Origin of the sequence: Pseudomonas oryzae (assembly GCF_900104805.1) — a bacterium.
GTDB classification, from domain to species: domain Bacteria; phylum Pseudomonadota; class Gammaproteobacteria; order Pseudomonadales; family Pseudomonadaceae; genus Geopseudomonas; species Geopseudomonas oryzae.
In genome coordinates this window covers 2,095,993-2,112,534 of record NZ_LT629751.1, presented here as the reverse complement: position 1 = coordinate 2,112,534, position 16,542 = coordinate 2,095,993, and the positions used below count along the sequence as shown (strand labels likewise).

Here is a 16,542-nt window from a genome sequence, read left to right as displayed (position 1 = left end):
ATGTCGCTTGCGGCCTTCCTGCGGCCCGTCATCGCTGTCGCCTGTGCGGCAGCGCTGGCGGGCTGCCAGTTTTCCGACCCGCTGGAGTCGTTCGGCGGGCCGACCATGGGCAGTACCTATTCGGTCAAGTATGTGCGCGCCGACGGCGTGGCGGATGCCCAGACCCTGCAGGCCGGCGTCGAGGGGATCCTCGCCGAGGTCGACCAGCAGATGTCCACCTACCGTGACGACTCGCTGATCGAGCGCTTCAACCGCGCCCCGGCCGGCACCTGCATGGCCATGCCCGGAGCGGTCCTCGAGCTGGTGCGCCTGGGCGAGGGCTTGTCGCTGCAGAGCGGCGGCGCCTTCGACCTGACCATCGAGCCGCTGCTCAACCTGTGGGGCTTCGGTCCCAAGTCGCGCGGCGAGCAGGTGCCCGGTGCCGAGGCGATCGCCGAAGCGCGCCAGCGCGTGGGGCACCAGCACCTGCGCATCGACGGCGAGCGGCTGTGCAAGGACGCCAAGGTGCAGGTCGACTTCAACAGCGTCGCCGCCGGCCATGCTGTGGATCGTATCGCCGCCTGGCTGGAGCAGCAGGGCGTGGCCAGCTACCTGGTCGAGGCCACCGGCGAGCTGAAGGCGCGCGGACGCAAGCCGGACGGCTCGGCGTGGCGCATCGCCATCGAGGCGCCGCGCGACGACCAGCGGGTGGCGCAGAAGATCCTCCAGCTGGATGGCTACGGGGTTTCGACCTCGGGTGACTATCGCAACTACTTCGAGGAAAATGGCCACAGGTATTCGCATACCCTGGATCCGCGCACGGGCGCGCCGATCGCCCACCGTCTGGCGGCGGTCACCGTGGTGCATCGCCAGGCGCTGCTCGCCGATGGCCTGTCCACCCTGCTGATGGTCCTCGGGCCTGAGGAGGGCGAGGCCTGGGCCGAGCGCCAGGGCATTGCGGCGTTTTTCGTGACCCGCGAGGGCGACGGCTTCGTCTCCCATGCGACCAAGGCATTTACCGCGCTGAGCGAGGCGCAAGGGGAACGACCATGACCTGGTTACTGGCTTTTGCAGTCATGCTGCTGGTGGTATTCGGCATGGCCATCGGTGTGATCATGGGCCGCAAGCCGATCGCCGGCTCCTGCGGCGGCATCGCCAACCTGGGCATCGAGAAGGACGAGTGCCCGATCTGCGGGGGCGATACCCAGAAATGCGAGGAAGCCAACAGCGAGGCTGGCGGCAAGCCCGGCGCGGATCAGGCTTACGACGCGACCCGCAGCAGATGACCCGACGGGGCAGTGGCGACACTGCCCCTTTTTATTTCCCGTGGCCGGGTAGACGAGGCCGGTTGGCTCGCCTTCGTCGTCCGGCGGCGGTTGTGAGGCCCGCGTGAGGCGGGCTGCAGTTTGTCCCTGAAGGAGTAGTCGATGGCTGTCTACAACTATGACGTGGTGGTGCTGGGCTCCGGTCCAGCGGGTGAGGGTGCGGCGATGAGCGCCGCCAAGAGCGGGCGCAAGGTGGCGGTGGTGGATAGCCGCAAGCTGGTCGGTGGCAACTGCACCCATCTGGGCACCATCCCCTCCAAGGCCCTGCGTCACTCGGTACGGCAGATCCTGCAGTTCAACACCAACCCCATGTTCCGTCAGATCGGCGAGCCGCGCTGGTTTTCCTTCCCCGACGTGCTGAAGAGCGCGGAGAACGTCATCGCCAAGCAGGTCGCCTCGCGCACCGGTTACTACGCGCGCAACCGCATCGACCTGTTCTTCGGTACCGCCAGCTTCGCCGATGCCAACACCATCGAGGTGCTGGCGAACAACGGTGTGGTCGAGCGCCTGGTCGCCAAGCAGGTCGTGATCGCCACCGGTTCGCGTCCCTACCGTCCGGCCGATGTCGACTTCAGCCACCCGCGCATCTACGACAGCGACACCATCCTCACCCTCAGCCATACGCCGCGACGGATGATCATCTATGGAGCCGGGGTGATCGGTTGCGAGTACGCGTCGATCTTCAGCGGTCTCGGCGTGCTGGTCGACCTGATCGACAACCGAGACCAGCTGCTCAGCTTCCTCGACGACGAGATCTCCGATGCGCTGAGCTACCACCTGCGCAACAACAACGTGCTGATCCGCCACAACGAGGAGTACGAGCGCATCGAGGGGCTCGATCACGGTGTAGTGCTGCACCTGAAGTCCGGCAAGAAGATCAAGGCGGACGCCCTGCTGTGGTGTAACGGCCGTACCGGCAACACCGACAAGCTGGCGCTGGAGAACGTCGGCATCGAGGCCAACAGCCGCGGTCAGATCGCCGTGGATCAGCACTACCGCACCTGCGTGCCGAACATCTACGCCGCCGGTGACGTGATCGGCTGGCCGAGTCTGGCCAGTGCCGCCTACGACCAGGGGCGCTCGGCCGCCGGCAGCATCGTCGAGGACGGCAGCTGGCACTTCATCGACGACGTGCCCACCGGCATCTACACCATCCCGGAGATCAGCTCGATCGGCAAGAACGAGCAGGAGCTGACCAAGGAGAAGATCCCCTACGAGGTCGGCAAGGCGTTCTTCAAGTCGATGGCGCGCGCGCAGATCTCCAACGAGCCGGTGGGTATGCTGAAGATCCTCTTCCACCGCGAGACCCTGCAGATCCTCGGCGTGCACTGCTTCGGTTATCAGGCCTCGGAGATCGTGCACATCGGCCAGGCGATCATGAACCAGAAGGGTGAGGCGAATACCATCAAGTATTTCATCAACACCACCTTCAACTACCCGACCATGGCCGAGGCCTATCGGGTGGCGGCGTTCGATGGCCTCAACCGGCTTTTTTGAGCGGCTCCGACCGGTGGCCTGAGCCGGTCGGAGACTGGCCGATCAGCGATTCCCGAGCGTGGCAATGGCCAAACCGGGAAAGTCTGTGATCAGGCTGTCCACCCCCAGGTCGGCGAGTCGGCGCATCAGCGCCGGCTCGTTGACCGTCCACACCGACACGTGCAGGCCCTGCTGTTGGGCCTTGCGCAGTCGTTCCGGGCTGCACAGCGGCCAGTTCAATGCGAGCAGATGGCACTGGTAACGCTGTGCCACCTTCAGCGGATCGAGCCAGCCGTGCTCGGCGACCAGGCCGCGCTGCAGCTGGGGCGCCAGCTCCTGCAGGGCGTGCAGCACGGTTCGCGAGCTGCTGGTCACCGTCACCTGGCCGGTCAGGCCGAACTCGCGGGTGAGGGCGGCAATCGCCGTCACCGTCTGCGCCGCGCGCGTGCGCGAGGCGCTCTTCACTTCCAGTTGCCAGTGCTCGAAGCGACAGTGCTCGAACAGCGTGCGCAGTCGCGGGATCGGGCAGGGCTGCGGCCACTCCGGACCGCTGACGCGGGCGTCGAGTCGCTCCAGATCCGCCGCGCGGTGCTCGGCCACCTTGCCGCGCTGACCGGTCGTGCGCTTGAGGGTCGGGTCGTGGATCACCATCAGCTCGCCGTCGGCGGACAGGTGCAGATCCAGTTCGCAGCGGTTTACGCCCTGCTCCAGGCAGTACTGGAAGCTCGGCAGGGTGTTCTCAGGGACCTCGCCCCGGGCGCCGCGATGGCCGTAGATAAGGGTCACGGCTGTTCCTCATGCAACAAGTAGGGATTCCGACTTCTACCATGCCGCCCGGCATTTGAGGAGTATGCCGCGTACCCGGCTGCGCTCGGCGATGCGCAGCCATCGGTGTTGCGGTAGACTGCCGCGGTCCGGCGAACCGCCGGCCGCCAGCACGGTCTCATTCCGACCTCACGCCGCTGGCGTGACAACCGGACGTCTTCCTTTCGCCTGCAAAGCAGCCCGAGCATGTTCAGACCCTTATCCGTATTTATCGGCATGCGCTACACGCGTGCCAAACGTCGCAACCACTTCATCTCGTTCATTTCCCTGACGTCGATGGTGGGGCTCGCCCTCGGCGTGCTGGTGATGATCCTGGTGCTGTCGGTGATGAACGGCTTCGATCGCGAGCTGCGTACGCGCATCCTCGGCATGGTGCCGCACGCCACCATCAGCAGCTACCAGCCGATCGACGATTGGCGCGCGCTGGCGAGCAAGGTACAGAGCCACCCCGAGGTGGCAGCGGTGGCGCCGTTCACCCAGCTGCAGGGCATGCTGACCCACAGTGGCGGGGTACAGCCGGTGCTGGTCAACGCCGTGTTGCCGGAGGCGGAGAAGAACGTCTCGATCATCGAGCAGCACATGGTCGCGGGCAGTCTGGATGACCTCCATGACGGCGAGTTCGGCATCGTGATCGGCGAGATCAGCGCGCGGCGCTTCCGCGTGGCGATCGGCGACAAGCTGACCTTCATTCTCCCCGAGGCCTCGGTGACCCCGGCCGGCGTGTTCCCGCGTCTGAAGCGTTTCACCGTGGTCGGCGTATTCAAGGTTGGCGCCGAGCTGGACAGCTCGCTGGCTCTGATCCATGTCGGCGATGCCGCGCGTCTGTCGCGCTGGCAGCCGAACCAGGTCGAAGGCGTGCGCCTGAAGCTGAAGGATCTGTTCCAGGCGCCCGAGGTGGCCTGGCGCATCGCCGGTCAGCTCGGCGACGACTACACGGCACGCGACTGGACGCGCAGCCACGGCAGCCTGTTCCAGGCGATCCAGATGGAGAAGACCATGATCGCCCTGCTGCTGCTGCTGATCGTCGCGGTGGCCGCGTTCAACATCATTTCCACCCTGGTGATGGTGGTGACCGACAAGAAGGCCGATATCGCCATCCTGCGTACCCTGGGCATGACCCCGCAACAGATCATGCTGGTGTTCATGGTTCAGGGCTCGGTGATCGGCGTGGTCGGTACCCTGATCGGTGGCGTGCTCGGCGTGGTCGCGGCGCTCAATGTCACCGAATGGGTGGCTGCGCTGGAACGCCTGCTGGGGCACAAGTTCCTCAGCTCCGATGTCTACTTCATCAATTATCTGCCGTCGCAGCTGCGCGTCGAGGATGTGGTGCTGATCTGTTCGGCAGCCCTGTCGATGAGCTTCCTGGCCACCCTGTACCCGGCCTGGCGCGCGGCGCGCACCCAGCCTGCGGAGGCCCTGCGCTATGAGTAAGGAAAAGGCCGTACTGCTGTGCCAGAACCTGGGCAAGCGCTACGAGGAGGGGCCGCAGTCGGTGGAGGTGCTGTCCGGCGTGGAGCTGGCCCTCCAGCCCGGCGAGCGGGTGGCCATCGTCGGCAGCTCGGGCTCGGGCAAGACCACGCTGCTCAACCTGCTGGGCGGTCTCGATACGCCGAGCGAGGGCAGCGTCTGGCTGGCCGGCGAGCAGCTGTCGGCGCTCAGCGAAAAGGCGCGCGGCCTGCTGCGCAACCGTGCCATGGGCTTCGTCTACCAGTTCCACCACCTGCTGCCGGAGTTCAGCGCGCTGGAGAACGTGTGCATGCCGCTGCTGATCGGTGCCACGCCGATCGCCGAAGCGCGTCAGCGCGCCACCGCGCTGCTCGAACGGGTCGGCCTCGGCCATCGCCTGGGTCACAAGCCGGCTGAACTGTCCGGTGGCGAGCGCCAGCGTGTGGCCATCGCTCGCGCGCTGGTCAACCGGCCGGCGCTGGTGCTGCTCGATGAGCCGACCGGCAACCTCGACCAGCACACTGCTCGTGGCATCCAGGAGCTGATGCACGAGCTGAGCACGTCGCTGCACACCGCCTTCCTGGTGGTGACCCACGATATCGGCCTGGCCCGGCAGATGGATCGCGTGCTGCGTCTGCAGGATGGTCGTCTGGTGGCGGCGGAGTAAACGCTGAACGGCCGGCGCGTCTTGCGCCGGCCGTCAGGGAAAGGCGGGGTCAGGACGGATTCTGCTGGCGGCGCAGTAGCTGGCGCTTATGCCAGCTGCGACGAACCCACCAGCGCCAGTACAGCATGGTCATGCTGTAGCCGAGGGCGGCACACACCAGGCCGGTGAGGACCGAGCCGAGCAGGAAGGGTTGCCACAGGGTACTCAGCTCGTCGGTGATCCACGCCATGCTCAGGTGCTCGGGCAGGGTGATCGGTGGTACATGCATCAGCCAGGCGCCCAGCTTGTAGGTGCAGTAGAACACCGGCGGCATGGTGATCGGATTGGTCAGCCAGACCAGGCCGATGGAGATCGGCAGGTTGCCGCGTATCGGAATGGCCAGTGAGGCAGCCAGCAGCATCTGCATCGGCAGTGGGATGAAGGCGGCGAACAGGCCGACGGCCATGGCCCGCGCAACCGAGTGGCGATTGAGATGCCACAGGTTGGGATCGTGGATCAGTTTGCCGAGAAAGCGAAGGGACTTGTCGCCCCTGATGCGCTCCGGGTCTGGCATGTAACGCTTGAAAATTCGGCGCGGCATGGGGCACTCGACGGCTGGTAAGCCCACGTATTATGCACGGATTCGCTGCGGCGGGGACCCGCCGGAACAATTTTCCGGATAGGCTGTCGCGCGAGCTGTAACAGGATTTCAACACCCGCGGGTTCAAGGATGAACGCATGCGCTGGGGACTCATCGCTCTTTGCGCCGGATTGCTGGCGCTGCGCTTTCTGCCGGCCTTGCCGGCCCCTGCTGCCGTGCTGCTGCTTGCGGTCCTGGGACTGGGGGCGCTGCCGACCCGAGGCTGGCCGCTTGGCTGTTTTCTGCTCGGCCTGGCCTGGGCATGCTGGTCGGCGCAGGGAGCGCTGGATGATCGCCTGGCGCCCGAACTGGACGGGCGCACCCTGTGGCTCGAGGGGCGGGTCGTCGGTCTGCCCGAGCCGGAGACGGGCGCCACCCGTTTCTATCTCGAGGATGTCCGGTCGCGGCGCGGATCGTTGCCGCAACGCCTGCGGCTGTCCTGGTATGCCGCACCACCCTTGGCGGCTGGCGAGCTCTGGCGACTCGCGGTGCGGCTCAAGCGCCCGCGCGGACTGGTCAACCCTCAGCTGTTCGATTACGAGGCCTGGCTCACGGCGCGGCGGGTCGGTGCGACCGGCTCGGTGAAGAGCGGCGAGCGTCTGCAGGCGGCCGAGGGGGCCGCGGCCTGGCGCGACAGCCTGCGCCGCCAGTTGCGCGCCACGGACGCCTGGGGGCGGCAGGGGGCGCTGGCCGCACTGGTGCTAGGCGATGCCTCGGGGCTCAGCGATAGCGACTGGCAGGTCCTGCAGGCTACCGGCACCGTCCATCTGCTGGTGATCTCCGGGCAGCACGTGATGCTGCTGGGTGGGCTGCTCTATGCACTGGTACTCCAGCTGTTTCGCCGTGGCTGGTGGCCAAGGCGCTGGCCCTGGTTGCCCTGTGCCTGCGGCTTGGCGCTGTCCGGCGCCGTCGGTTATGGGCTGTTGGCCGGGTTCGAGGTGCCGGTGCAGCGTGCCTGCGCCATGCTGGCGGTGGTCCTGCTGTGGCGTCTGCGCTTCAGCCAGCTGGGGGTCTGGCTGCCGCTGCTGGTCGCCCTGACGCTGGTGCTGTTGAGCGAGCCGCTGGCCAGCCTGCAGCCGGGGTTCTGGTTGTCGTTCGGCGCGGTGGCGCTGCTGGCCTGGTGCTTGAGTGGGCGCCTGGGCACTGCGCCTGGCTGGCGAACCTTGCTGCAGGCGCAGTGGGCGATGACCCTGGGGTTGCTGCCGCTGCTACTCGCGCTCGGCTTGCCGGTGAGCGCGAGCGGGCCGCTGGCCAATCTGCTGGCGGTGCCCTGGGTGGGTGGGCTGGTGGTGCCGATGGCCTTGCTCGGGACGCTGCTGCTGCCGCTGCCCGGCGTGGGCGAAACCCTGTTGTGGCTGGCGGGTGGCCAGCTGGAGTTGTTGTTCCGCCTGCTGGCTGGCATGGCCAGCTGGGCGCCGCCCGCGCCCCTGGCCGGGGTGTCCGGCTGGGCGGTATTGCTGGGCATGCTCGGCGTGCTGCTTGTGCTTGCGCCGGCCGGCCTGCCGCTACGCCTGCCAGGTCTGCTGATGCTGTTGCCACTGCTGTTTCCGGGCGCGCCGCCGGTCGCGCAAGGGCAGGCTGAAGTACGCGTGCTGGATGTCGGCCAGGGGCTCGCCGTACTGGTGCGTACCCGGGAGCATGCCCTGCTGTATGACGCCGGCCCCGCCAGCCGTGGTTTCGACGCTGGTGTCAGGGTGGTGTTGCCGGCCTTGCAGGCTCTGGGAGTGCGCCGCCTGGACACCTTGCTGCTCAGTCATGCCGATCAGGACCATGCCGGTGGCGCGTCGACCTTGCTCGCCGGCCTGTCGGTGGTGCGTCTGCTCTCCGGGGAAGCGCAGGCCCTGCGCCTGCCGCGCCGCGCCGAATCCTGCCGCAATGGCGAGCGCTGGAGTTGGGACGGCGTGGCTTTTCGTACCATGCTGTGGTCGCAGGCGGGGGATGCCAACGACGCCTCCTGCATGCTCCTGGTCGAGGCCGCCGGCGAGCGTCTGCTGCTGACCGGCGACATCGGTGTGGCGGCTGAGCGCCACCTGCTGCAGCGTGGCGGCGATCTGCGCGCCGAGTGGCTGATGGCGCCACACCATGGCAGTCGCGGCTCGTCCTCGGCGGCCTTCATCGCGGCGGTTCAGCCGCGGGCGGTGGTGTTCTCGCGCGGCTGGAACAACGCTTTCGGTCACCCTCATCCGCAGGTGCTGGCGCGCTATCGCGCCGCCGGCGCGCGCATTCATGACACCGCGGAGGAGGGGGCCTTGCGCCTGCTGCTGGGCAGTCGCCAGCCGGCGGAGTCCGCACGGGGGCAAAGGCGTTTCTGGCGGGAAAAATGAGAACCGCGGCGGGCGGCAGGCGCATCGCTCTGTGCTAGAGTTGCGCCACTTTTTTGCTGGGGGTTGGTTACTGTGTGGGAACTGGTCAAAGCTGGCGGCTGGCTGATGCTGCCGATCATTCTCTGTTCGATCGCGGCGCTGGGGATCAGTGCCGAGCGGCTGTGGACCCTGCGTCCGTCGCGCGTCACGCCGCCCAACCTGCTGGGCCAGGTCTGGCGCTGGATTCAGGACAAGCAGCTGGATGGCCAGAAACTCAAGGAGCTGCGTGCGTCCTCGCCGCTGGGCGAGGTGCTGGCGGCCGGTCTGGCCAACTCCAAGCACGGCCGCGACATCATGAAGGAGTGCATCGAGGAAGCCGCCGCCCGGGTCATCCACGACCTGGAGCGCTACCTCAACGCCCTCGGCACCATCGCCGCCATCGCGCCGCTGCTCGGCCTGCTCGGCACCGTGCTGGGCATGATCGAAATCTTCAGCGGCTTCATGGGGAGCGGTATGGCCAATGCTCCGGCGCTCGCCGGTGGCATCTCCAAGGCGCTGATCACCACTGCCGCCGGCCTGTTCGTCGGCATCCCGGCGCTGTTCTTCCATCGCTATCTGCAGCGCCGCGTCGACGAGCTGGTGGTTGGCATGGAGCAGGAGGCCATCCGTCTGGTGGAAGTGGTGCAGGGCGACCGTGACGTCGATCTGGGCGAGGGCGGCAAGCGGTGAAATTCCGACGCAAACCGCGGGAGAACGTCGAGATCGGTCTGGCGCCGCTGATCGACGTGGTGTTCATCCTGCTGCTGTTCTTCGTGGTGACCACCACCTTCACGCGCGAAACGCAGTTGAAGATCGACCTGCCCGAGGCCGACAGTGCAACGCCGCTGCAGGAGACCCAGGCCAAGCAGCTGGAGATCCTGATCGCGGCCGACGGCAGTTATTCGCTCAACGGGCAGAGCCTGGTGAAGAGCGATCTGGCCACCCTGACCAGCGCGCTGCAGAAGGAGTCCGAAGGTGACAGCAGCCTGCCGGTGGTGATCAGCGCCGATGCGCGAACCCCGCACCAGGCGGTGATCACCGCCATGGATGCAGCCGGCAAACTGGGCTTCACCCGTCTGCGCATCAGCACCGTCGAGGCCGAGGCGGCCAAGCGCTGATGCGTTTCGCCGAGCGTCTCGCGACGGCCTGGTATCAGGGGCATCCGGCTCTCGCCCTGTTGCGTCCGCTGGAGATTCTGTACCGGCGGATCGCCGGCCGTCGGCGGGCTGCCTATCTTTCCGGTAGCACGCCGGCCTGGCGTGCGCCGCTGCCGGTGATCGTGGTCGGCAACATCACCGTCGGCGGCACCGGCAAGACCCCGATGATCCTCTGGCTGATCGAGCATTGCCGCCGCCGTGGCCTGCGCGTTGGCGTGGTCAGCCGTGGCTATGGCGCGGCGCCTCCCAGCCTGCCGTGGCGGGTCAGGCCGGGGCAGTCGCCCGGCGAGGCTGGCGACGAGCCGCTGATGATCGTCGAGCGCAGCGGCGTGCCGCTGATGATCGATCCCGATCGCGCTCGCGCGGTACGCGCCCTGCTCGCCGAGGAAACGCTGGATCTGATTCTCAGCGATGATGGTCTGCAGCACTATCGTCTGGCCCGCGATCTGGAGCTGGTGCTGATCGATGGCGCGCGTGGCCTCGGCAATCGCCGCTGCCTGCCCGCCGGACCGCTGCGCGAGCCGCTGGAGCGCCTGGCCGCGGTGGACGCTTGCCTGGTGAACGGGGCGAGTGCCGACGGCGCCCAGGGCTACGCCTTCAACCTGCGCCCGGCGGCGCTGGTCAATCTGGTCAGTGGCGAGCGCCTGCCTCTGGATGCCTTCCCGCCCGGTCAGGCAGTGCATGCCGTGGCCGGCATCGGCAATCCGCAGCGTTTCTTCGCAACCCTCGAGGCGCTACACTGGCGGCCGGTTCCGCATGCCTTTGCCGATCACGCGGCCTACAGTCCCGATGATCTGCGCTTCACTCCGGCCTTGCCGCTGCTGATGACCGAGAAGGATGCGGTGAAATGCCGGGCATTTGCCGCCGACGACTGGTGGTATCTGGCGGTCGATGGTGTGCCGTCACCGGCCTTCGTGGCCTGGTTCGACGCCCAGCTCGAGCGCCTGCTACCGCGCTGAGTCCGGCGGTCCCCTGACGTGTCTCCCCAGGATTGGACCATGGACCCGAAACTCCTCGATATTCTCGCCTGCCCGCTGTGCAAGGGGCCCCTCAAGCTCAGCGACGACAAGGCCGAGCTGATCTGCAAGAACGATGCTCTGGCCTTCCCGGTGCGCGACGGCATTCCGGTGATGCTGGAGGGCGAGGCCCGTACCCTGACCGTCGACGAGCGCCTGGACAAATGAGCATGGACTTCGTCGTCGTCATCCCGGCCCGTTTTGCTTCCACCCGGCTGCCCGGCAAGCCGCTGCAGGACATCGCCGGCAAGCCGATGATCCAGCACGTCTGGCAGCAGGCCCGCAAGAGTGCCGCCAGCCGCGTGGTGGTCGCCACCGACGATGTCCGCATCGTCGAGGCCTGCCAGGCGTTCGGTGCCGAGGTGGTACTGACTGCGGCCTCCCACAACTCGGGTACCGATCGCCTGGCCGAGGTGGCCGGGCAGCTCGGCCTGGCCGGCGATGCCATCGTGGTCAACGTGCAGGGCGACGAGCCGCTGATCCCGCCGGCGATCATCGACCAGGTGGCCGCCAACCTGGCTGGCCATCCCGAGGCCGGAATCGCCACCCTGGCCGAGCCGATCAGCGATCCCGCCCAGCTGTTCAATCCCAACGTGGTCAAGGTGGTCGCCGATGCCACCGGCCTGGCGCTGACCTTCAGCCGGGCGCCACTGCCCTGGGCGCGCGACGCCTTCGCCGTGCAGCGCGACACGTTGCCCGCAGGCGTGCCGTTCCGTCGCCACATCGGCATCTACGCCTACCGCGCCGGTTTCCTCCACGACTTCGTCGCCTGGGGTCCGTGCTGGCTGGAGGATACCGAGTCTCTCGAGCAGCTGCGCGCGCTCTGGCATGGCGTGCGCATCCATGTAGCCGACGCCCTCGAGGCGCCGCCGACCGGGGTCGATACCCCTGACGACCTGCAGCGCGTTCGCCAGCTGCTCGGAGCCTGACGTGCGCGTGCTGTTCGTCTGCCTGGGCAACATCTGTCGTTCGCCCACCGCCGAAGGCGTGATGCGCCACAAGCTCCAGCTGGCCGGCCTCGCCGGTCGTGTGCTGGTGGACTCTGCCGGTACCGGTGCCTGGCACGTCGGGAAGGCGCCCGATCCCCGCACGCGTGCGGTCGCCGAGCAGCGCGGTTACCTGCTCCACGACCTGCGCGCACGTCAGGTATGCGGCGAAGACTTCGCGCGTTTCGATCTGATCCTGGCCATGGATCACGACAACCTGCGCGAGCTGCGGCGCTTGCGCCCCGCCGATGGCGTAGCGGAGCTTGACCTGTTCCTGCGCCGTGGCGGCCTGGCCGAGCACGAAGTGCCCGACCCCTACTATGGCGGCGCCGACGGTTTCGAGCGGGTACTCGACATGGTCGAGCTGGCCTGCGATCGGCTGATCGAGCAGATCCGGGAGGCACTGTGACCCTGTTCGTCCGTGAGCAGCAGTCGCTGCAGCCCTACAACACCTTCGGGGTGGCGGTTAATGCCCGCTGGTATGCCGAGGCCAGCAACGTCGACGAGGTGCGCGAGGCCCTGCGCCTGGCGCAGGAGCGCCAGGTCGAGCTGCTGGTCATCGGTGGTGGCAGCAACCTGCTGCTCACCGCCGACCAGGATGCCTTCGTCCTGCGCATGGTCAGCCAGGGGCGGCGTCTGCTGGGCGAGAAGGATGGGCAGGCGCTGGTCGAGGCCGAGGCCGGCGAGCCCTGGCATCCCTTCGTGCAGTGGACCCTGGAGCAGGGGCTGGCCGGGCTGGAAAACCTCAGCCTGATCCCCGGCACCGTGGGAGCTGCACCGATGCAGAACATCGGCGCCTACGGCGTGGAGGTGAAGGATGCGCTACACAGTCTGCTGGCCCTCGACCGGCAGACTGGCGAGTTGCGGGAGTTCCGTGCCGACGAGTGCGGCTTCGCCTATCGCGACAGCCGTTTCAAGCGCGAGAGCGGCCGCTGGGTGATCCTGCGGGTACGCTTCGCCCTCGCGCACGAGGCAGAGCTGCACCTTGGCTATGGTCCGGTGCGCCAGCGTCTGCTGGATGAGGGGATAGAGCGGCCGACCCCGCGGGACGTGAGCAGGATCATCTGTGCCATCCGTGCCGAGAGGTTGCCGGATCCCGCGGTGCTGGGCAATGCCGGCAGTTTCTTCAAGAATCCCGTGGTGAGTGGTGCTTGTGCCGAGCGCTTGCGCCGGCAATGGCCGGACCTGGTCAGTTACCCTGCGGGGGAGGGCGAGGTCAAGCTGGCGGCGGGCTGGCTGATCGAGCGTGCGGGGTGGAAGGGTCATCGCGATGGCGATGCCGGGGTCCATGCGCTGCAGGCGTTGGTGCTGGTCAATCACGGCAAGGCCAGTGGTGGCGAGTTGCTGGCGCTGGCCCGGCGCATCCAGGCCGACATCCGGGCGCGCTTCGGTGTCGAGCTGGAGATCGAGCCGGTCATTCGCTGACTGCGCGGTCCCAGGCCTGCGGCGGCGCGGCCGTTCGCGGGCAAACAAAAAGGGGGAATGCCATGGGCATTCCCCCTTTTTGCTGGGCGCAGCCCAGGCCGTCAGGCCTGGGGCTTGCGCTCTTCCTCGGCCTGGCGCGGCTGGGCTTCGCTGATGGCTTCGCCGGTTGCCTGTTCGGCCTCGCTGGTGGTCGCTTCAGGCTGGGTCATGGCCTCGGCGGGAGCTTCCTCGCTGCTGGCGCCGCTCTCGCTCGGGATCTCGGCTTGCTGAGCCTCGACGGCCGGAGCCTCGCTGTTCTGCGGCTCGTCGGCGACCACCGCTTCGCTGGCGGCGGGGCTGGCCTGCTCCTCGCTGACAGTGATTTCGCCGGCGGCAGCCGCGGCGGCTGCTGCTTCACGAGCGCGGCGCTCGGCTTCCTGGCGGCGGCGACGCTCGCGTGGGTCGTTGGCGGCGCGCGCGCCGGCCGGTGCGGTCGGCTCGGTTGCCGGTGCTTCGGTTGCGCCGGTGCTCTCGGCTACAGCCGCGACCTCAACCGCTTCAGGTGCCTGGAGGGCGCCCTGTTCGGGTTGGGGCTCGGCCACGGCCGCTGCAGCAACAGCTTCGCCTGCCTCGGCTGCAGCTGCTGCGTCGGCGGGCTGTTCGGCCTGCACTTCGACGGCAATGGCGGCGGCGGCTGCTGCGCCGGCGGCTACGATCGCGTGCTCCGCGGTCTGGCCTTCGGTGCTTGCGCCTTCCTCGGCAAAGGTTTCCTCCACGCCGGCTTCACGCTGGCGCTCGCGGCGGTTGCTGCGGCGGCGTTGGCCGCGCGAACGACGGCGGGGGCGTTCACCCTCGGCGCCTTCCAGTTGCTCTTCTTCGTCGCTACCTTCGCTTTCCTCGCCGGCTGCCGGCAGCTCCTCGGCAATCTCGGTGCGGGGCTCGCGCGGCGGACGCTCGCTGCGCGGCTTGCGCTCGGCGCGTTCCTCGCGACGCTCTTCAGCCGGTTCGATGGCTTCTACGCTGCGATTTTCCTCGGCCTCGGCGACCGGGCGCTCTTCCTGCGGCTGGCGCTCCTCGCGGGGCTGACGCTCTTCACGCGGCTGGCGCTCCTCGCGGGGCTGACGCTCTTCACGCGGCTGGCGTTCCTCGCGGGGCTGACGCTCTTCACGCGGCTGGCGTTCCTCGCGGGGCTGACGCTCTTCACGCGGCTGGCGTTCCTCGCGGGGCTGACGCTCTTCACGCGGCTGGCGTTCCTCGCGGGGCTGACGCTCTTCACGTGGCTGGCGTTCCTCGCGGGGCTGACGCTCTTCACGCGGCTGGCGCTCCTCGCGGGGCTGACGCTCTTCACGCGGTTTGCGCTCCTCGCGGGGCTGACGCTCCTCGCGCGGTTGGCGTTCCTCGCGGGGCTTGCGCTCCTCGCGCGGCTTGCGCTCGCCGCGTTCGGCGCGCTCGCCCTCGCGGCGGCGATTCTGCTGGCGACCGTTGCGGCGCTCCTCGCCGCGCTCGGTCTGCTCGCTGGCGGCCGGCTGCTCGGCGGTGGCAGGTTTGGCTTCCTGCTTGCCGGCAAACAGGCCCACCAGGGAGCGGATCAGGCCCTTGAACAGGCTCGGCTCGGGGGTGGGGTGGGCGATCGGTGCCGGGGCGGCGGGAGCTTCTACCACCTGCGGAGCCGGACGCTCGTGGGTCACGGTCTTCACTGCGGCTTCCTGACGCACCAGGGTGCGGGTGGCTGCCACCGGCTGGACTTCCTCGACTTCGCTCGGGGTCATCTCGTAGCTGGACTGACCGACCAGGGTTTCCGGGCTGTCGTCACGCAGGCGCTGCACTTCGAAGTGCGGAGTCTCGAGGTGATCGTTCGGCAGGATGACGATGCGCGCACGGGTGCGCAGCTCGATCTTGGTGATGGCGTTGCGCTTCTCGTTGAGCAGGAAGGCGGCCACCGGGATCGGTACCTGGGCGCGCACTTCGGCGGTACGGTCCTTGAGGGCTTCTTCCTCGATCAGGCGCAGGATGGCCAGCGACAGCGACTCGACATCGCGGATGATGCCCTGGCCATTGCAGCGCGGGCAGACCACGCCGCTGGTTTCGCCCAGCGACGGGCGCAGGCGCTGGCGGGACATCTCCAGCAGGCCAAAGCGCGAGATGCGACCGACCTGGACGCGGGCGCGGTCGGCTTCCAGGCACTCGCGGACGCGGTCCTCGACGGCGCGCTGGTTCTTCGCCGGGGTCATGTCGATGAAGTCGATGACGATCAGGCCGCCGATGTCGCGCAGGCGCAGCTGGCGGGCGATTTCCTCGGCCGCTTCCAGGTTGGTCTGCAGGGCGGTTTCCTCGATGTCGCCGCCCTTGGTGGCGCGCGCCGAGTTGATGTCGATGGACACCAGCGCCTCGGTCGGGTCGATGACGATCGAGCCACCGGACGGCAGCTTCACTTCACGCTGGAAGGCGGTCTCGATCTGGCTCTCGATCTGGAAGCGGTTGAACAGCGGCACGCTGTCCTGGTACAGCTTGACCTTGCTGGCGTACTGCGGCATCACCTGCTGGATGAAGCTTAGCGCTTCCTCCTGGGCCTCGATGCTGTCGATCAGCACCTCGCCGATGTCCTGGCGCAGGTAGTCGCGGATGGCGCGGATGATGACGTTGCTTTCCTGGTAGATCAGGAAGGGTGCGGCGCGATCCTGTGAAGCTTCCTTGATCGCGGTCCACAGCTGGATCAGGTAGTCCAGGTCCCACTGCAGCTCCTCGCTGGAGCGGCCGAGGCCGGCGGTGCGCACGATCAGGCCCATGTCGGCCGGCGCGTTGAGGCCGTTGAGGGCTTCGCGCAGCTCGTTGCGCTCCTCGCCCTCGATGCGGCGAGAGATGCCGCCGGCGCGCGGGTTGTTGGGCATCAGCACCAGGTAGCGGCCGGCCAGGCTGATGAAGGTGGTCAGGGCTGCGCCCTTGTTGCCGCGCTCTTCCTTCTCGACCTGGACGATGACTTCCTGGCCTTCGCGCAGCACGTCCTTGATGTTGACGCGGCCTTCGGGGCTCTTGGTGAAGTATTCGCGGGAGATTTCCTTGAGCGGCAGGAAGCCGTGGCGTTCGGCGCCGAAGTCGACGAAGGCGGCCTCGAGGCTGGGCTCGACGCGGGTGATGCGCCCCTTGTAGATGTTGGCCTTCTTCTGCTGGCGAGCACCCGATTCGATGTCGAGGTCGAACAGGCGTTGGCCGTCGACCAGAGCAACACGCAACTCTTCGGGCTGAGTTGCGTTGATCAGCATTCTTTTCATGTAGTACCAATGGTTTCCGGGCTGCCGGAAA

Annotated in this window: 16 protein-coding genes; 13 read left to right on the top strand and 3 right to left on the bottom strand. The window is 67.8% G+C overall.

Translation table 11 applies throughout. The features are described 5' to 3' along the window. The 3 genes from BLT78_RS09385 (at window position 1) to sthA (ending at window position 2,801) form a co-directional block, all read left to right on the top strand. Window positions 1-1,032, top strand: a complete 1,032-nt coding sequence (locus tag BLT78_RS09385; protein ID WP_090348723.1) for an FAD:protein FMN transferase — start codon at window positions 1-3, stop codon at window positions 1,030-1,032. Beyond that, the gene (gene nqrM, locus BLT78_RS09380) at window positions 1,029-1,265 is read left to right on the top strand and encodes a (Na+)-NQR maturation NqrM (RefSeq protein WP_090348722.1); all 237 of its coding nucleotides are present in this window, start codon (window positions 1,029-1,031) and stop codon (window positions 1,263-1,265) included. Before BLT78_RS09385 ends, nqrM begins: the two co-directional genes overlap by 4 nt. Before the next feature lie 141 nt (window positions 1,266-1,406). Next, window positions 1,407-2,801, top strand: coding sequence for a Si-specific NAD(P)(+) transhydrogenase (sthA, locus tag BLT78_RS09375; protein ID WP_090348721.1), 1,395 nt, complete (start codon window positions 1,407-1,409; stop codon window positions 2,799-2,801). Between the two features lie 42 nt (window positions 2,802-2,843). Here the strand turns inward: sthA and BLT78_RS09370 are convergent, their stop codons facing one another. After that, window positions 2,844-3,566 (bottom strand): glycerophosphodiester phosphodiesterase, encoded by a 723-nt coding sequence (locus BLT78_RS09370; protein WP_090348720.1) that lies wholly within the window; start codon window positions 3,564-3,566, stop codon window positions 2,844-2,846. 225 nt (window positions 3,567-3,791) lie between these two features. Between BLT78_RS09370 and BLT78_RS09365 the strand changes: the two genes are divergently transcribed. Then, a complete protein-coding gene (locus BLT78_RS09365; RefSeq protein ID WP_090348719.1) occupies window positions 3,792-5,036 on the top strand; it encodes a lipoprotein-releasing ABC transporter permease subunit in 1,245 nt (414 codons plus the stop codon). Further along, a complete protein-coding gene (gene lolD / locus BLT78_RS09360) occupies window positions 5,029-5,718 on the top strand; it encodes a lipoprotein-releasing ABC transporter ATP-binding protein LolD (protein ID WP_090348718.1) in 690 nt (229 codons plus the stop codon). The genes BLT78_RS09365 and lolD overlap by 8 nt, the downstream gene beginning before the upstream one ends. A 49-nt stretch (window positions 5,719-5,767) precedes the next feature. Here lolD and BLT78_RS09355 read toward each other — a convergent pair whose 3' ends face one another. After that, complete coding sequence (locus BLT78_RS09355) at window positions 5,768-6,298, bottom strand: DUF2062 domain-containing protein (protein WP_090348717.1); 531 nt, start codon at window positions 6,296-6,298, stop codon at window positions 5,768-5,770. Between the two features lie 137 nt (window positions 6,299-6,435). Between BLT78_RS09355 and BLT78_RS09350 the strand changes: the two genes are divergently transcribed. The 8 genes from BLT78_RS09350 (at window position 6,436) to murB (ending at window position 13,263) form a co-directional block, all read left to right on the top strand. Further along, window positions 6,436-8,661, top strand: coding sequence for a DNA internalization-related competence protein ComEC/Rec2 (locus BLT78_RS09350; protein ID WP_090348716.1), 2,226 nt, complete (start codon window positions 6,436-6,438; stop codon window positions 8,659-8,661). A gap of 72 nt (window positions 8,662-8,733) precedes the next feature. Next, window positions 8,734-9,369: a MotA/TolQ/ExbB proton channel family protein gene (locus BLT78_RS09345; RefSeq protein WP_090348715.1), complete on the top strand. Its 636-nt coding sequence runs from the start codon at window positions 8,734-8,736 to the stop codon at window positions 9,367-9,369. Continuing rightward, window positions 9,366-9,797, top strand: coding sequence for an ExbD/TolR family protein (locus BLT78_RS09340; RefSeq protein WP_090348714.1), 432 nt, complete (start codon window positions 9,366-9,368; stop codon window positions 9,795-9,797). Before BLT78_RS09345 ends, BLT78_RS09340 begins: the two co-directional genes overlap by 4 nt. Continuing rightward, the gene (lpxK, locus tag BLT78_RS09335) at window positions 9,797-10,795 is read left to right on the top strand and encodes a tetraacyldisaccharide 4'-kinase (protein ID WP_090348713.1); all 999 of its coding nucleotides are present in this window, start codon (window positions 9,797-9,799) and stop codon (window positions 10,793-10,795) included. Before BLT78_RS09340 ends, lpxK begins: the two co-directional genes overlap by 1 nt. Before the next feature lie 39 nt (window positions 10,796-10,834). After that, window positions 10,835-11,020, top strand: a complete 186-nt coding sequence (locus BLT78_RS09330; RefSeq protein WP_090348712.1) for a Trm112 family protein — start codon at window positions 10,835-10,837, stop codon at window positions 11,018-11,020. Then, window positions 11,017-11,781 carry a 3-deoxy-manno-octulosonate cytidylyltransferase gene (gene kdsB / locus BLT78_RS09325; protein WP_090348711.1) on the top strand — a complete coding sequence of 255 codons (765 nt, stop codon included), beginning with the start codon at window positions 11,017-11,019 and terminating at the stop codon, window positions 11,779-11,781. Before BLT78_RS09330 ends, kdsB begins: the two co-directional genes overlap by 4 nt. Before the next feature lies 1 nt (window position 11,782). Next, window positions 11,783-12,247, top strand: a complete 465-nt coding sequence (locus BLT78_RS09320) for a low molecular weight protein-tyrosine-phosphatase (protein WP_090348710.1) — start codon at window positions 11,783-11,785, stop codon at window positions 12,245-12,247. Next, the gene (murB, locus tag BLT78_RS09315) at window positions 12,244-13,263 is read left to right on the top strand and encodes a UDP-N-acetylmuramate dehydrogenase (protein ID WP_090348709.1); all 1,020 of its coding nucleotides are present in this window, start codon (window positions 12,244-12,246) and stop codon (window positions 13,261-13,263) included. The genes BLT78_RS09320 and murB overlap by 4 nt, the downstream gene beginning before the upstream one ends. Before the next feature lie 101 nt (window positions 13,264-13,364). Here murB and rne read toward each other — a convergent pair whose 3' ends face one another. Beyond that, window positions 13,365-16,511, bottom strand: a complete 3,147-nt coding sequence (gene rne / locus BLT78_RS09310) for a ribonuclease E (protein WP_197673157.1) — start codon at window positions 16,509-16,511, stop codon at window positions 13,365-13,367. Window positions 16,512-16,542 lie beyond the last annotated feature (31 nt).

Bases quoted from the DNA above. Each gene is read 5' to 3' on its own strand.
- BLT78_RS09355 (WP_090348717.1), bottom strand. From the start codon at position 6,298: ATGCCGCGCCGAATTTTCAAGCGTTACATGCCAGACCCGGAGCGCATC.
- kdsB (WP_090348711.1), top strand. From the start codon at position 11,017: ATGAGCATGGACTTCGTCGTCGTCATCCCGGCCCGTTTTGCTTCCACC.
- lolD (WP_090348718.1), top strand. From the start codon at position 5,029: ATGAGTAAGGAAAAGGCCGTACTGCTGTGCCAGAACCTGGGCAAGCGC.
- BLT78_RS09330 (WP_090348712.1), top strand. From the start codon at position 10,835: ATGGACCCGAAACTCCTCGATATTCTCGCCTGCCCGCTGTGCAAGGGG.
- BLT78_RS09385 (WP_090348723.1), top strand. From the start codon at position 1: ATGTCGCTTGCGGCCTTCCTGCGGCCCGTCATCGCTGTCGCCTGTGCG.
- lpxK (WP_090348713.1), top strand. From the start codon at position 9,797: ATGCGTTTCGCCGAGCGTCTCGCGACGGCCTGGTATCAGGGGCATCCG.
- BLT78_RS09365 (WP_090348719.1), top strand. From the start codon at position 3,792: ATGTTCAGACCCTTATCCGTATTTATCGGCATGCGCTACACGCGTGCC.
- rne (WP_197673157.1), bottom strand. From the start codon at position 16,511: ATGAAAAGAATGCTGATCAACGCAACTCAGCCCGAAGAGTTGCGTGTT.
- nqrM (WP_090348722.1), top strand. From the start codon at position 1,029: ATGACCTGGTTACTGGCTTTTGCAGTCATGCTGCTGGTGGTATTCGGC.
- sthA (WP_090348721.1), top strand. From the start codon at position 1,407: ATGGCTGTCTACAACTATGACGTGGTGGTGCTGGGCTCCGGTCCAGCG.
- BLT78_RS09350 (WP_090348716.1), top strand. From the start codon at position 6,436: ATGCGCTGGGGACTCATCGCTCTTTGCGCCGGATTGCTGGCGCTGCGC.